The organism is Mucilaginibacter sp. Bleaf8, assembly GCF_018390515.1.
Lineage (GTDB): Bacteria > Bacteroidota > Bacteroidia > Sphingobacteriales > Sphingobacteriaceae > Mucilaginibacter.
The window spans coordinates 161,218-176,808 of the sequence record NZ_JAHBBK010000006.1; the positions used below are offsets into that span (position 1 = coordinate 161,218).

A 15,591-nucleotide genomic window follows, 5' to 3' on the forward strand; every position below is an offset into this window, starting at 1 on the left:
CCGGTTTGATAGCTATAGGTTATAGATATAGGTGAACGTTTTGTCAGGTGGCTTTATTTATGCATTAATAACCATTCCCTTAACTCCATAAAAGGTTGGTAAAAGGCAAAATAAAAAGGTTATAACAGTTGCTTTAGTTAATGCATTTGGGTAAATTTAATTAATAAGCAACATTTTTTGCAATGCTATCCGCCAACCAAATATCTGCAACTCCTTTTCAAAAGATTGCGCTCAGCATGTCGGGCGGCGGTTACCGTGCGGCATCCTTTCATCTCGGCTCTCTTGCCTATCTCAACCACTTAACCTATCAAAACAAGCCCTTGCTGGAGCAGGTCAGTATGATATCGACGGTTTCCGGGGGAACCATAACCGGTATCGTTTATGCCCTTGGGCAGCAAAATGGCCAGTCATTCGATCAGATATTCGACTATCTGATGAAAACGTTGCAGCAAGTAGATCTGGTAAAGGAAGGGCTTACCCAGCTTAACCCCGATGCGGTATGGGATAACAAAACCAAACGAAAAAACCTGATCAATGCGTTTGCAAACCTTTATGATAAGCACTTTACCAAAGGCGCTACATTAGGTATGCTAGAAGCAGAAGGCCATTTGGAGCATATAGTATTTAACAGTACTGAATTTAATCATGCTGTAAACTTCCGTTTTCGCAACAGGCAGGCCGGTTACAGCGGCAACCATTACATGAGGTATAATACGCCGCTTACCAACGAGATTAAGCTGAGTGATGTGATGGCGGCGTCATCCTGCTTTCCGGGCGGGTTTGAGCCGCTGCTGTGGCCGCATGATTTTGTTCATGAAGCAGCACCGGCACTGGCCGCTTTAGCCAAGGCCAATTTGCCAGTTGGTATTATGGATGGCGGCATTTACGACAACCAGGGCATTGATAGCATCCTCAACTATAAAGATGATTCGAAAAAGCCGCCTTACTTTGATCTGGTGATTATTTCGGATGTAGCGTCGCCTGATATGGCGCCGTTTAAACCTTTTCAGGAGAATCCTAAAAAAGGGCTATTTACCAAAACAATTGGTGAGATAAGGGACGATATTGGGCGGTTTATCATCCAGTCCACCTGGGCATTACTGCTCCTGATTTTGCTATTTGCCCTGCTACCGGCTTGCTGGAACTATACTAATAGCATTGCCAGCGGCATAATGCTGGCTATTGCAGGTGTAATGCTGCTGTTGCTTATCGGAAAGCTTTGGCTGGTGGCAGAAGCTAAAAAGGTTTATGAAGAAAAAGCAGCGTGGTTTAGGGCTACTTATAAAGGTTTTTACCTTGACAAAATCAGCGCGCTGGACTTTAACTCAATATCGCTGCACCGGGCACAGCCCCTGATTATGGACAGGATAAACTCGCTGGCCACCTTACTGATGGACGTGTTTTTGAAGGTGGTACGCCGGTTAAACTACAACCGCCTTTACCAGGACGACCGATATCAATACCGCCGCATATCGAACCTGATTAAAGAACTGATATCTGAAGATAGCCCAGGCATAAAACAGAGCAAAACAAAAGCAACTGAAAACACCCCTACTGCCGCAAACGAGCTGGAGAATATTGCTCCTGAAACCATAGGCCGCGTAGCCGGAAGAGCCGCAGCCTTCGGCACCACATTATGGTTCACCGAAGAAGAAAATGATGCTGATCTGCTCAATGACCTGGTGGCTACCGGACAATTTACCATGTGCTACAACCTGCTTCAATACCTGGAAAGAATCACCACCGATTCGGGGAGTGGGTTTGCAGAGCTGCCGCCGGAGGCTCAAAAAGCTTTACAGGAAACCCGTGCAGAATGCCAGCGCCACTGGGAACAGTTCACGGCAAATCCTTATTATTTGATTGATTAGCCCTTAACGAAAACTTTCACTTAGCCTGACGCGGGTAACTGAAAACCCCGTTATCTAACGGAAAAGCCAGCACCCGCTTACAGAACTATAATAAGCTATTGCTTAAACAAGAAAAGGTGCCTGCCTTATCAGCAAACACCTTTTCTTATTACAATTATTGGATACAATTTTGTGGCCTAATGCTTCTCAACTGCCCATGCAACACATGGCTTAGCCGGAAGCAACTTTGAGCTTTATAAGCGCCATATCAAAGCAATTGGGACATCTGCGCTTTAACAGCCCCTTCCCCAACAGTTTTGAAATAGGCTTTCTGCTCTTCTCTTAGCCGGTCGATTGTTCTGCCAACAGGCAAAATAACGTCGTCGTAAGTAAGTGCCTGATCTTTGGGGATATCGTGCTTTAAGATACAGTTTTCGGCTACGCCCATGGGCAATAAGTTCTCCCGATCTGCAATGTCAGCATTTTCGCATACACCGTAGGTCATGTAATGCCCGATACCATCAATCACATCACCGGCTTTTAAATCTATCTTTGCCGTAGCTACCACTTCCACACAGGGCTTGCCTATGGGACCCAGGGCAGCATCATTAAAGAGCACGGCCCTGGCCACGGTTTGCGGCACCTCAAAATGGCAAAGATGGTAAGGCGTATAAAACAGATATAAAGGCCCTTCGCCCAGCTTATATAAATTAAGGTAATGGCGTTGTGCAGGGTGGTCATGCGTTCCCAAAATAAAGATTCCCGGACCGGGCTCGGCCCCAACTACGTAATCAACAATCCCGGGCCCCTCCAGCAATTCATCTAAAGGATAATTGCTTACTACATCCTTTAAAGGCGTACCTGGTTCTACCGATGGTCCAAGCATACCTCGTTTGGCAACGCGCATCCCAGTGCCGTTGGCAACAATAGCCTGCTCAAACGATATCTTTGTACCATCAGCAAACGAGGTTACCATAGCCGGGTTTTGGCCCCATTTTTTTGCAAAGCCTTCCTGTGTTGTAGGGTTACGGTAAGGATCCTGCAGGCCTTTAATATTACCACACAATACGGGTTTTACACCAAGCGTTTTTACAAATCGGTAAAGATTCATTTCTACGCCGGGCTGGTCACCGTCGGCATTGGTATATATCACGTTAGCATTATCTGCATAAACCTTCAGTATAGGGCCAACTGTTCCATCAAGCTCCGCATTCATCAAAATCAAATGCTTTTTATTCTCAATAGCACACAGCGCCACATTCGCACTTAGCTCAACAGCACCTGTTACTTCAATAACAGCATCGATGCCTTCGGCCCGGCAAAGCAGCATCGCATCATCGGTTATTGAGCATATACCATTACGAATGTTATCTTCCAGATCAGAAAGCGAGGTTACCTCCCGGCTTTCAGTTATCCCTGCCTGTTCGTAAGCGTATTTGGCTTTAGCTACACTCCTGTTTGCAATGGCAACCAGTTGCATTCCGGGTGTATAATTGCAAATTTGAATGGCAATGCCTTTTGCCATAAAGCCGGCACCTACCATTGCTACCCTGATCGGGTTGTTTTCCTGTTCGCGCTTGGCCAGCGCGGTATCAACTATGATCATTGCGTTAGTAATTAATTAATGTTTAGGTTATTCAGGCAGATATCTTGGCTTCGAACGGTAAATGTGCCTGGTCTTTTGCTGAAACCAATACCGGTTCAAAAGGCCACTCAATGCTAAAGGCAGGGTCGTCCCAGCGGTAAGCCTGCTCGGCCGGGGCGGTGTAAAATTCCGTAACCTGGTAAGTAACGGCGGTATTATCCTCGAGCGTTATAAAGCCATGCGCAAAGCCCTCAGGTACATACAGCATGCGATAGCTTTCGGCATTAAGCTCCACGCCAATCCATTCTTTATAGGTTTCTGAATCCGGTCGTAAATCCACAATCACATCGAAGATAGCGCCGGTAGTACATCTTACCAACTTAGTTTCTGCAAAGGGCTCACGCTGCATATGCATTCCGCGCAGTGTGCCTTTTATTTTATTGTAGCTTACATTGGTTTGTACCAGGTTGCTGTTCAGCCCATGGGCCTCGAACTCCTTTTGGCAATAAGAGCGGCCAAAAAAGCCGCGTTCGTCCTCTATCCGATTTACATCGATAATAAAGGCCCCTTTCAATTTAGTTTCGGTAAATATCATGATAAGTACGATTACACAGTTGTTACCAAAGCTTGATGGTTAACCGGATGGGTCCATTCCAGCCTGCTGTTCATTAAGCCATTATCCTGCAAATGGCTTAAAACTCTCAGTCTCATCAAAAGGGAGTTTCTAAAGGCATCATCGGTAAAATTCATCATCACCAACCCGTTTTGCAGTTCTTTCACTGTTTGCTCCAAGGTATACAGCGGCTGGTGATTAGGCGCCAGTTCTTTGTACAAGCTGAAATCTACCCGGTATGATCGTTTGTCGGGCGGAGCGCTTTCGTTAACCGACACGATGGTACCTGGTATTACGTTAGCAACCGTTTCGGCAATTTGCTTTACCTGGTAATTCCAGCTATTGCAGCCAACGTTCACCGCCAAAAAATCACCCCCGCATACGTTTTCTCTGGTTATGGCCCAATCAATAGCACGCGCCATGTCCTTTACATGTATCAACGGCCTCCACGGGCTACCATCGCTCAAAACATTGATTTTTCCCGAGGCAACCGCACCTGCTACAAAATCGTTCAATACCAGATCGAGCCTGAGCCGGGCACTCATGCCGCAGGCTGTGGCGAAACGCAGGCAGGTCACTAAAAAGCTGTCGTCTGCTAAAGGTTTCAGATCTTGCTCGGTAAGCGCCTTTGAACGCGCATAGGCCGTTAGTGGGTTCAATGACGATTGTTCTGTTTTAGGACGATCTTCGGCCGCGCCATACATACTGCAGCTCGACGCAAATACAAACGACTTAACGCCTGCTGCTTTGGCCATGCCGGCAATCCTTACGCTCGACCGGTAATTAACATCCATCGTGACGTTTTCATACCGGCTGCCCATTGGGTCGTTGGAGATGGCCGCAAGGTGCACAACCGCATCTACATCCTGAAAAATCTCCGGCGAAATGGATCTTACATCCCCGAACAACTGTGCATCAAGCTTGCTTTCGGGTAGAACAACCGCGTTGGTGAGGCAAGAACCGAAGTAACCCATGTCATACCCAATCAAGGTTGCATCCGGGTGATTACTGCGTAAGGTATCTACAACACCAGGCCCAACGTAGCCCATGTTGCCGGTTATCAATATTTTCATTTAAATAAGGGTTAAGCAGGTTAATAAAGCATTTTATAAGGCGTGGAAGTAACCAGATCATACCAGGGCGCTTTGCCGGCCTGCCATAGTTCTTCCAGCAGGGATTTATCCTTCAGCGTATCCATAGGCTGCCAGAAACCGGTATGTCGGTAAGCAGAAAGCTCTTGGTGCTGGGCAAGGTATTCCAGTGGCTCGTGTTCCCACATCACATCGTCGCCGGTTATATAATCCAGTACTTCGGGCTCCAATACAAAATAGCCGCCGTTTATCCAGGGCATATCCACCGTGTTGGGCTTTTCATGAAAATGGTTGATCTTGTTATCTCCACCCGATAGATTGAAGGCACCAAACCGGCCCGGCTGCCGAACGGCCGTAAGGGTAGCCAAAGTACCCTGGGCTTTATGAAATTTAACCAGTTCTTCGATATTCACATCGCTTACGCCGTCACCATAGGTCATGCAAAAGGTTTCGTCGCCAATGTAGTCTTTAACACGCTTTAAACGGCCGCCGGTAAGCGTGTGCTGGCCGGTGTACACTACCGTTACCCGCCACGGCTCGGTTCTGTTTTTATGTACCTCAATAGTATTGTTGGCCATATCAAAAGTTACATCGGAATTATTGAGGCTGTATTGCGCAAAATAATCTTTAATGATATGGGCCTTATAACCTGTACATATAACAAAATCGTTAATGCCGTAATAGGAATAAATTTTCATGATATGCCATAAAATGGGCTTACCACCAATATCTACCATTGGTTTTGGGCGAATGCCGGTTTCCTCACTGATTCTGGTACCCAGCCCTCCTGCAAGTATTACTGCTTTCATAATTTAGTTTTTAAGTGTGTGTTTATGTTTGAATTGGAGAATCACTCAGTAAATTATATATCGGCACATAAGCGCCAAGGCGTAACGGAGAGAAGAAGAAAATAAGCGGGAAACTGATATCGAAGCTGCCCGCTTACTCTCTTGATAGGATTAGGTTTATACTGTTAGATGCTTTTGATTTTACTCTTGTTGACAAACAGAAAAGGTTCGATTTTACCCGGAGTTATTTTGCTGATACTCCAATCGGGGATATAATTGGGATCGAACACCCAGCAACGGGAACTTTTGGTAACCTTGCCATTGCTTTTTACATGGGCCGCATCAAAGTAAATGAGGTAATCGCCTAAGGAATCGATGCTGTCCTGTGCAACACAGTCGCCACTGATGGTGATCTGCTCGGGTATGAACACGGCACCACTGAAATAAATATTTCTGCCGGTTGTGTTTACAACGTGCACACTCGATTCAACGAGGTAGATTTCTTTTTTGGCAATGCTGCAATAAATGCTTTTAAGGGTCTGGTTTTTTACCAGGAATGCTATACCGTCTTTTTTGTAAAGCACTGTTTGTGCATGGCAATAGCTTGAAAAGAGTAGAGTTACGGCAATAATTAGCGTTTTCAATTGTTAGGGGTATTGTAAAGTTATTGTATCGGATAGATTGACTATGAGAAGTGGAATGCTGCTCCAAACAGGGAATACCCGCGTTTGGCTGCATTACTCATGGCAGTTTTCACCAGTTTTACCGGATGCCGCTTGCTGGAAGCAGCCGCATGCGATTTAAGTAACAAAGTGTTTTCAGTAAGCATTGGATTCGCCTTTGAAGATATTTACAACAGTTAAAAAGATAATTTTCAGATCAAGCGCTATTGACCATTTTTCGAGGTACCAGATATCGTGTTCCACGCGTTTAATCATCAGCCCGGCTTCTTTTGTTTCCCCTCTGAAACCGTTTATCTGTGCCCATCCGGTTATGCCGGGCTTTAAGTAATGCCGTACCATGTATTTGTTGATGGTGTTGCGGTACTGCTCGGTGTGTTTAAGCATGTGCGGCCTTGGCCCTACAACACTCATGTTGCCCAACAATACGTTAAAAAACTGCGGAAACTCATCTATGCTCGTTTTACGCATAAACCTGCCTATGCTGGTTATCCGTCCATCACCTTTAGTGGCTTGCTTATCATCTGCATCCATGTTCACTGTCATGCTACGGAACTTGTAGCATAAAAACTGCCGGTTGTTTTTGCCGCTACGTAACTGGGTAAAAAGTACCGGACCAGGGCTTTGCAGTTTTATTAAAACGGCCAGTATGGGATAAAGCCAGGTAAAAACAAACAAGATAACGCCCGCACTCACTATTAAATCGAACATTCGTTTAACAAAGCGATTGTTCATATCTTCAAGCGGCTCCGAAAATGCGCTTATACCATGCAGCTGAGTGATGTGATCAGAAGAATAGGATTGCGTATACGCGTCACCCGGTTGCGGAATCAGTTTTAACCTGATGCATTGGTTGTGAGCCTCGATCATTAGTACCTCTATCTCATCGTTAGTCGTATCCGGATTGATAGCGACATACACATCGGTTATACCCTTATTTGCAGCGGCTTTTATTTGTTCGCAAGTTGCAGGTAACGACATTTTTGCTTCACTCACCATCCTGCACTCATGCTGCTCCAGAAAGTTTGCGAGGTCATATCTGCGATGGGTACTTTGCAAAAAGCTGGCTAAGTGTTCGCTGTTTTTAGAAATACCCAGCAGCGCTATTGGCTTTTTAAATCTGTACTTGGTTTTTAACAGCGGTTCTGCTATCCGGTAAGTAAGCTGGCTGCATATAAAATGTATACCCAAAAACAGGAAAAACAATAGGTACAGCGCCAAACACACGGCCAACTGGCCCGTTAAAACCAGATATACAGCAAACACAACCAGGTGTATAAAGCCACATTGCCATCGTAAACTGAAAAGTATTGCAGAACGATAGACGGCTTTATTATGATACCGGTGCAGAACCAACACATTAACTACCCAGAGTATACTGTTTATGACCGTTAGCTCTAAATAGTAATTGACCGAATTTCCACCGCTTTCAGGAAAAGCAGCATAATAAGCTACGGCAAAGATCAGGTTGATGCATAAAAAATCGATAGAAGCCAGTACGATACGTAAGGAGTATAAATAACGATTTTGCATTTAATTTAAAATAAAATTGTAAGCAACTCAGTTATTTAGCCCAGCAGGAACTGAATAGATTTGCACGGAAGATTTCAACACTTGCCCGCTTGTAAACGAAACCGGATAGCTGTCTTTTGTTCTTAAACCAGGCTGCCAATGATTACCACCTGCCTGCAGGCATGGTAATGCTGTCAACATTCTATTATTATTCGTATTGGTTTTTTATGGCGTAGCCTGAATCTTTCAGTAGTTTTTCTCGCTCGAAGAGTTCTACGTCTGCAGCTACCATTTCTGCAACCAAGCCTTTCAGGTCATACTTAGGTTTCCAGCCCAGCTTGGTTTGTGATTTGGTGGGATCGCCGATCAACAGATCCACCTCCGTAGGCCTGAAGTATTTAGGATCTACTGCTACCACTTCCGTACCAACCTCAAGTTGATAATCGGGATTACTGCAGCTTACTACATAGCCTTTTTCTTTATTTCCTGTACCGGCAAAGTCCACCTCAATGCCCACTTCTAAAAACGCCAAACGCACAAACTCACGTACACGGGTAGTTACGCCGGTGGCTATCACAAAATCTTCGGGTGTTTCCTGCTGCAATATCAGGTACATGGCCTCTACGTAATCTTTGGCATGGCCCCAGTCACGTTGTGCGTCCAGGTTACCTAAGTACAGCTTATCCTGCAGGCCCATTGCTATTTTAGCTACCGCGCGGGTGATTTTGCGGGTAACAAAGGTTTCGCCTCTTAAAGGACTTTCATGGTTAAACAAAATACCGTTGCAGGCATACATACCGTAAGCTTCCCGGTAGTTTACAGTAATCCAGTAAGCATACAGCTTGGCTACCGCATAAGGCGAGCGTGGGTAAAAAGGCGTAGTTTCAGATTGTGGCACGGCTTGTACCAAACCATACAGCTCCGAAGTGGATGCCTGGTAGATGCGGGTCTTCTGCTCTAAGCCCAGTATGCGGATTGCTTCCAAAAGTCGCAGCGTACCAATACCGTCGGCATTAGCGGTATACTCGGGCGTATCAAAGCTTACCTTCACGTGCGACATGGCACCCAAGTTGTAGATCTCGTCCGGCTGTACCTGCTGTATGATACGGATCAGGTTAGTGGAGTCTGATAGGTCACCATAGTGCAAGGTGAGCACCGGATTAATTTCATGCGGATCCTGATACAAGTGATCGATACGATCGGTGTTAAACAAAGAGCTTCTGCGCTTGATGCCGTGTACTTCGTATCCTTTTTCTAAAAGTAACTCCGTAAGGTAAGCGCCATCCTGGCCTGTAATGCCAGTAATTAAGGCTTTCTTTTTCATGAATTGTAAGGGTTTGGTTTTATTGATGAGTGATTGTTTTAAAATGAGGGGCCGACTGTTCGGCTACCTGGCTGTTTTAACTTTCCGATGAAGTAAATGCCAGGTAAACAGCGGCCCATAGTATAGGTATCTCTTCCACATCCTTTTAGGTTCTGCAAGCAACCGGCCGAACCATTCCATGCCTAAGGATATCCACATTTGCGCGGGCCGGTTAACGGTACCTGCATAAAAATCGAATACGGCGCCAATGGAGCCAATTACTTTGGTATTCAGGTGCAGCTTATGATGATGTATCCATTTTTCCTGCTTGGGGGCAGTCATGCCAATAAATAAAACATCAGGTGCAAAGCGGTTCACTTCCTGGATCATCAGCTGGCTATCCTGCTCATTGAACATGGCTTTGTAGGGTGGCGAGTAAGAATGAACACTAATATTCGGATATTCATTTTTTATGCGGTTCCGTATCTTTTGCAACGTGCCATTGGATGAGCCCAGATAGAAACAGGACCCCTTCTCCTGATTGAGTTTATGCAACAGGTGCTGGTGTAAATCGGCGCCGGCAATTTTTTGAATCCTGACGCTGTCCAAAAACCGGGAAGCAAACACCATCCCAATGCCATCGGGCAACAGCATATCAGATTCCATCAAGGCTTTTTTAAATTCGGCATCCTGCTCGGCCATGCAGTACGAATATTGATTGATCGTATTCACAACCGTTTTCTTTTGAAGGGAGATATCTGTTAATGAACCATTAAACAAAGGATATCCCATGCAAGTGGTAAATGTATTATTCATAGCTATAATGGTTAGGTGAATGAACAGCACACTACCCTTGAACGGGATACTGTGCGTTTAAAATGAGGTATAGGCAACCGGGAGGTTACCAGATCAAGTATTTAACCCTGTATTTAAAAACAAGCTTCGTATGTGCGAGGTGAGGTGCATGGCTATTTTCCTTCTCCTGGCAACCATATTTTTAGGCAGATAATAGAGAACGCTTTTAAGTAACCGGTCATAACTGCCTATCTGTTTGGTTGGGATGATCTTGTTGATATGCGATTCGTCCTTCCCGTTGATCAGCAAGCATTCCGGATTTGATTTTTCCCAAACAACTTTTGGTAAAAAGCGGCTTTTTAGCGACTTTACCTTTTGTCCTGTATTGCAGTACTGCAACACCAGCGCATATCTTGTGAACTGGGTCAGATTGCGGGAGGCATGCCAGGTAAGGCCGTCAAAAATAAAGAACTCCCCATCCGAGACATCAATCTCTATAAGTTCCGCATCCGGCGACAGCTTTTGTGCCTGATTTAACACCTCCGTATCATTGTATAAGTCCAAGCCATCGCATTTTAAATCATCCGGTGTTACATCAAATTTGTGCGACCGGGTAATTACCCTCATACATTCTTTTCTTATTACATTTTTTAACCCTACCCAAACCGTTATCCCTTCCCACTCCGTATGCTCGGTATCCACATGCCATTCATGTACCGCATCTGCATGCTGATGAATTAACTGGCTTCCTGATAAAAGAATATTATCGCCCAGAATAGGCTTTATCTTTTCCAGAATTTCCTTTCTCAATGCTACGCTGGCGATAGCCTGGCTGGTTACATGCCGTTGCTTAACCGTTGGTAATAGCAGGTTCGAGAGCAGGTTCTCTCTCGATACCAGGAGTTCACTTTCCCGTTTGTTTAATAAAGGATAAGGCCCGGCGTATCCCTGCGCCAAAAAGTCGTCTAAGTATGTCATTGCATTAAAGGATTGGATAAAACAGCGATTATGGATCTGCAAGCAGTTTAATGCTTACTATATGAGGCATGATTTTCAACTATGGCTTGGTTATAGATAGCCATCAGCTGCTCATAATTATGATCGGGAGTATAATGCTCCTGATAAGTTTTCATAGCGTTTTGGCGATACCTGCTTTTTATTTCATCCGGATATCCGGCCCATTGGTGCACTGCCTGTATAAGGCTGTTTGCATTACCGGGTTCAAAGTGCAGCCCGTTTTGGCAATGACTTACCAGTGCAGAAGCGGCGCCAATGTTTGAAGCAATAACAGGCGTCGCTACAGCAAACGCTTCAATGATGGTGAGCCCGAAAGTTTCATACCATATTGACGGGAATATTAATGCCGTGCACTGCTGCATAGCCGTTGTGATGGCCTGTTTATCCTGAAACCCGCAATAGTTAATATTAGCATGGGTCTCTGCTATAGTTTTCACATACTCATTATAAGGGCCGTCGCCAATAATATCCAGTGTATAAGGCGAACCTACAAAGGCTTCCAGTAATACCTTGATACCTTTCTCATCACTCAAACGCCCTACATATAAAAAATGGCTATTCCTTACAACATCAGCCTTAGCTGTATAGTCCGTAAAATTCGGTTTTACTGCCAGCTGGGCCGGGATTACCGAGAGCTTACTTTTTTCAATCAGCTTTTTAGCGTCATTGGTTAATACAATGAAGCGGTTAACCTGCTTCCATACGCCCGATATATTATTGAGCCCGATAGTTAATGCGAGCCAAAATGTAAGCAGCCACGAACCTTTGTAAACACGGTTAAAAACCGCCTTCAGCGGAAAAGCTGTTTCCATGCTGCGCAGGTAAGGTTGCCCGTTATTAAATAACGTACCTGAGGGGCATATTAACCGGTAATTGTGTAAGGTATATACTACTGCAGCACGTTTTTTAACGGCATAAATCACAGATGTAGAGCCACTGAAATGCAGATTATGGATATGAACAACATCAGGCTTAAACGCATCGATTTTCTTTTGCGTAGCCCGGTATGATTTGATATTGAAAGGCAATTGCAGCAAATTGGCCAATGGTGCCGATTCATTAGCAAAAAGCAGTATCTCCACTTCATTGCCTTTTGAGCGCAATAAATCAAGCTCTTTTACAACGGTAATATCCTCCCCTCCCAAATATTGGTAGGCGCAATGGATCAATAAAATACGCATCAGTACTTATATATGCCGGTATAGCGATACAAGAAATTTAACTTGCCAGGGCATATTTTACCGAGGCGAGTATGCCATCGGCCGAGGATTGGTGATTATAGTCCTGAACCTGCTTGGCCGCATTTGCGGAGAGCGATTTTAGTTTGGCTGGCGCAGTTAAGAGATCACAGATATGCTCTACCCAGGTTTCAGCGTCTAAAGGCAAAACGTAGCCGTTGGAACCGTGCACAATTAGATCATGAGCTACCCCCGCATTTTTGCAGGTAATTACCGGCAGGCCCGCTGCGCAAGCCTCATTGGCAACCACCCCCCATGGATCATTCAGGGTGGGAAACAAAAAAAGTTTGGATTGCGAATAATAGTAAGGCAGGCTGTGCGGCTGCACAAATCCGGCATAGTCAAAATCTATCCCTTGTTTTATTAAATGTGCTACTAAATTGTTCCTGAGCGGCCCGTCGCCTACAATAAGTACGTTGCACTTGCCCAGCTTATCTTTCACTTGTTTGGCTACCTCTGCAAAAAAGAGCGGCATTTTCCTTTCAATAAGCTGGCCTGCAAACATAAGGTCATACTTTTTGCGCCCGGATTGCTGTGCAAAAGTGTGATTCTCGATACACAGGCAAGATTTAAAAACCTTTTCTTTAGGTACCCGGTAACTTTCGTAAAGTTTGATGCTGCCGGCACTGGCACCAATAAAAGATGCCGAAAACTTATATATAATGCGCCGAACCAATCTGTGCACGGCCGACAAGGTCCTTTCAGAATCAAAAGTACCATCGGTAAATGGAACAAACTTTTTACCCATAAGCAGGCACCATATAAACCCATATAACATAGTAGGGTTAAAACCGGTAGAGATAACCACATCAGGTTTGTGCTTGTTCAGGCACCTGATCACATTCAGGTTATTGTGTATCATCCTGTTGGCCTTATTGCTCAGGTAAACCATTTGATAATTACCCTTTTTAAACTTCCATTGCCTGTTGGGTTCTACCTCCGAGCAGTAAACCACCGTGTATTTAATTTGATTACATTCAGAAAGCAGCTCATGCATTTTTTCGCGGTACGGCGCCGGAATATTTGTTAAATACAAAACACACGGCATTGCATTGTCGGTCATATCAAATACATTTTTAATTGCAGGGATAGGTTGAAACACGTATGACACTGGTATTTATATTAAGGTTGTGATATAGTTTTTTAGGCCTCGCTCTCAGACAGGCGGTATACCGCCTGAGGCTGTTGCATAGGGTTTCTTTTGTTCCATGGCTTGAACAGGTTAACAATCGGCCTTTCGATAAAATAATAGAAGACATAGCTGATGCCTATGGTTAAAAGCAAAATGATGACAGCGCCTATATTATTGGCGAAATAAGATTGGGCTTTAAACAAGAACAGAAATTTGATTATGGTAGAAATAACGGTTCCGTGTATCAGGTAAAGCGAGTAGGAAGAGTTGCCTACAGCTACCAGCAATGAAGATACCGGCCTTTTATAATAAACGGCGCCGCCAACAAGCAGTGCCGCCGGGATACCAAAAAGATACACACGGCTGATATAAGAACTAAATGCTGTGGCATCATGGTTTTTGGCGTACCAATACCATACCCAGTCCATACAAAACAATACGAACCCAACAGTTGTTAATAAGATAGCGTACTTAAATTCCTTAACTTGATGATAGATCCACGCTAACGCACAGCCAAAGAAAAACTCAAGGATAATAGGGTTGATGAGCGTACCCACAAAAACAGATGAGGTATGCACACCGGAGAAGTATAAAGCAAGAATAATGGTTCCCCATACACTAAGTGTAGCAAGCAGGCAACGTTTACTTACGGCGCAGGCCAGCGCAAACACTGTGTAAAACATTACCTCGTAGGTAAGTGTCCAGGCCGTACCAATTACATAAAAGTTTTGTGGCAATAAAGACAGCGATCCCAAAATAGCCGATGCACTTTCCTTGTAAGGCTGGTTATTTACAGGCGTAACCTGGTAGGCAATAACAAGTAATAAAGTAACGATCCAGTATAAAGGGTATATTCTAAGAAAACGCCTTTTAAGAAACGCCAATGGCTTAAAACCTTTCCCTGTCGATGTATGCAAAATAATAAAACCACTGATTACAAAAAACACGTCAACACCCGAACAGCCACCGTTAAATATCTCGTCCCAAAAATGAAAACCAAGCCTCATATGCATAATATGAGTACCATGTAACCCCATAACGGAAATGGCTGCGAAAGCACGCAGCACTTGTAAACTTTCGATGGTTTGGTGTGATTTAGCCATGAGCTTTAAAGGTATTGTTGTTAAATTCTTTACTTTTTAGCATCTGCCAAAAAATAGGCAATAAGGTTTTCATCCATAGTTTAGCAAAGGCAAGTGGATAGTAAAGCGGGAAATGCGTGCGTATGAACAGCAAATATTCTTTATAAGCCAATCCTTTCGGGCTTTTCAAATACTTTATTCTTTCTTTTAACCCGGTGCTTTGCGATTTCCAGTTTTGGCCATGATCGTCTGTGCAGTAACCCAGTATACCTGGTGCCACCATCACGTCAAAACCGGCTTTTTTTACTTTTAAAGTGTAGTCGTAATCAGCGATGCCATGCGTGTAGGCTGAAGAAAGAATACCAACGGCATTTACAATATCCTCCGGAACCAGCATAATATTACCATTGCCTAAATCGCAGCTCTGGTACTGATGCTGATCGTAAACCACGGTACTTTTTAAGTTAAAGCCCGATGTGAGCTTTTTACCGCCGTAAGAAATGTTGCCGGTTGAACAATCCTGCGTACTCCCGATACAGACAGCAGGTTTTCCAAGTTCTTTCGTTATTTCATCATTACACGCTAAAAGCGCGGCAACTGTATTTTCTTTTAGTAAGGTATCATCATTTAAAAGCAGATAATAGCTGTATTGCCCTTTTTGCGCTTCGCGCCACGAGTTACGCATGCCACCTGCCCAAAACAATTGCCCGCTGCCATGAAAGATGTAACTATCCGGATAAATTTCCTTTACGGCTTTAACCGTATTATCGGCCGATGCATCATCAGTTAAAAAAACATCAATACCTATATTTTTTGGCAGCTTTTGTGCTTTAAGGCTTTGCAAGCAAGCAACGGTTTTATCCTGTCTGTTAAAGGTGGTAAGCAGCACTGCTATTCTCATCATATGT

General features: G+C 44.4%; 15 protein-coding genes. 1 reads left to right on the top strand and 14 read right to left on the bottom strand.

The annotated features are described in order from the left end of the window. Positions 1–182 precede the first annotated feature (182 nt). A complete protein-coding gene (locus tag KHS38_RS20545) occupies positions 183–1,868 on the top strand; it encodes a patatin-like phospholipase family protein (protein WP_213490516.1) in 1,686 nt (561 codons plus the stop codon). 247 nt (positions 1,869–2,115) lie between these two features. Here the strand turns inward: KHS38_RS20545 and KHS38_RS20550 are convergent, their stop codons facing one another. The 14 genes from KHS38_RS20550 to KHS38_RS20615 form a co-directional block, all read right to left on the bottom strand. After that, entirely contained in the window at positions 2,116–3,453 is a 1,338-nt protein-coding gene (locus tag KHS38_RS20550) for an NAD(P)H-dependent oxidoreductase (RefSeq protein ID WP_213490517.1), read from the bottom strand. A 31-nt stretch (positions 3,454–3,484) separates the two neighbouring features. Continuing rightward, on the bottom strand, positions 3,485–4,027 hold the full coding sequence (rfbC, locus tag KHS38_RS20555) for a dTDP-4-dehydrorhamnose 3,5-epimerase (protein WP_213490518.1): 543 nt from the start codon (positions 4,025–4,027) through the stop codon (positions 3,485–3,487). A gap of 11 nt (positions 4,028–4,038) precedes the next feature. Further along, positions 4,039–5,118 (bottom strand): NAD-dependent epimerase/dehydratase family protein, encoded by a 1,080-nt coding sequence (locus KHS38_RS20560; protein ID WP_213490519.1) that lies wholly within the window; start codon positions 5,116–5,118, stop codon positions 4,039–4,041. 20 nt (positions 5,119–5,138) lie between these two features. After that, on the bottom strand, positions 5,139–5,945 hold the full coding sequence (gene rfbF / locus KHS38_RS20565; RefSeq protein WP_213490521.1) for a glucose-1-phosphate cytidylyltransferase: 807 nt from the start codon (positions 5,943–5,945) through the stop codon (positions 5,139–5,141). Between the two features lie 164 nt (positions 5,946–6,109). Continuing rightward, positions 6,110–6,568, bottom strand: a complete 459-nt coding sequence (locus KHS38_RS20570) for a hypothetical protein (protein ID WP_213490523.1) — start codon at positions 6,566–6,568, stop codon at positions 6,110–6,112. A 41-nt stretch (positions 6,569–6,609) separates the two neighbouring features. After that, positions 6,610–6,753 (bottom strand): hypothetical protein, encoded by a 144-nt coding sequence (locus KHS38_RS20575; protein ID WP_213490525.1) that lies wholly within the window; start codon positions 6,751–6,753, stop codon positions 6,610–6,612. Further along, positions 6,743–8,137: an exopolysaccharide biosynthesis polyprenyl glycosylphosphotransferase gene (locus tag KHS38_RS20580; RefSeq protein WP_213490527.1), complete on the bottom strand. Its 1,395-nt coding sequence runs from the start codon at positions 8,135–8,137 to the stop codon at positions 6,743–6,745. Before KHS38_RS20580 ends, KHS38_RS20575 begins: the two co-directional genes overlap by 11 nt. A gap of 187 nt (positions 8,138–8,324) precedes the next feature. After that, the gene (gmd, locus tag KHS38_RS20585) at positions 8,325–9,440 is read right to left on the bottom strand and encodes a GDP-mannose 4,6-dehydratase (RefSeq protein ID WP_213490529.1); all 1,116 of its coding nucleotides are present in this window, start codon (positions 9,438–9,440) and stop codon (positions 8,325–8,327) included. Between the two features lie 63 nt (positions 9,441–9,503). Beyond that, positions 9,504–10,235: a WecB/TagA/CpsF family glycosyltransferase gene (locus KHS38_RS20590; protein ID WP_213490531.1), complete on the bottom strand. Its 732-nt coding sequence runs from the start codon at positions 10,233–10,235 to the stop codon at positions 9,504–9,506. A gap of 93 nt (positions 10,236–10,328) precedes the next feature. After that, positions 10,329–11,192 (bottom strand): phytanoyl-CoA dioxygenase family protein, encoded by an 864-nt coding sequence (locus KHS38_RS20595; RefSeq protein ID WP_213490533.1) that lies wholly within the window; start codon positions 11,190–11,192, stop codon positions 10,329–10,331. A 47-nt stretch (positions 11,193–11,239) separates the two neighbouring features. Next, complete coding sequence (locus KHS38_RS20600; protein WP_213490535.1) at positions 11,240–12,412, bottom strand: glycosyltransferase family 4 protein; 1,173 nt, start codon at positions 12,410–12,412, stop codon at positions 11,240–11,242. A gap of 37 nt (positions 12,413–12,449) precedes the next feature. Then, the gene (locus KHS38_RS20605; RefSeq protein WP_213490537.1) at positions 12,450–13,532 is read right to left on the bottom strand and encodes a glycosyltransferase family 4 protein; all 1,083 of its coding nucleotides are present in this window, start codon (positions 13,530–13,532) and stop codon (positions 12,450–12,452) included. An 80-nt stretch (positions 13,533–13,612) separates the two neighbouring features. Then, positions 13,613–14,704, bottom strand: a complete 1,092-nt coding sequence (locus tag KHS38_RS20610; protein ID WP_213490539.1) for an acyltransferase family protein — start codon at positions 14,702–14,704, stop codon at positions 13,613–13,615. Then, positions 14,697–15,587 (bottom strand): glycosyltransferase family 2 protein, encoded by an 891-nt coding sequence (locus KHS38_RS20615; protein ID WP_249665503.1) that lies wholly within the window; start codon positions 15,585–15,587, stop codon positions 14,697–14,699. The genes KHS38_RS20610 and KHS38_RS20615 overlap by 8 nt, the downstream gene beginning before the upstream one ends. Positions 15,588–15,591 lie beyond the last annotated feature (4 nt).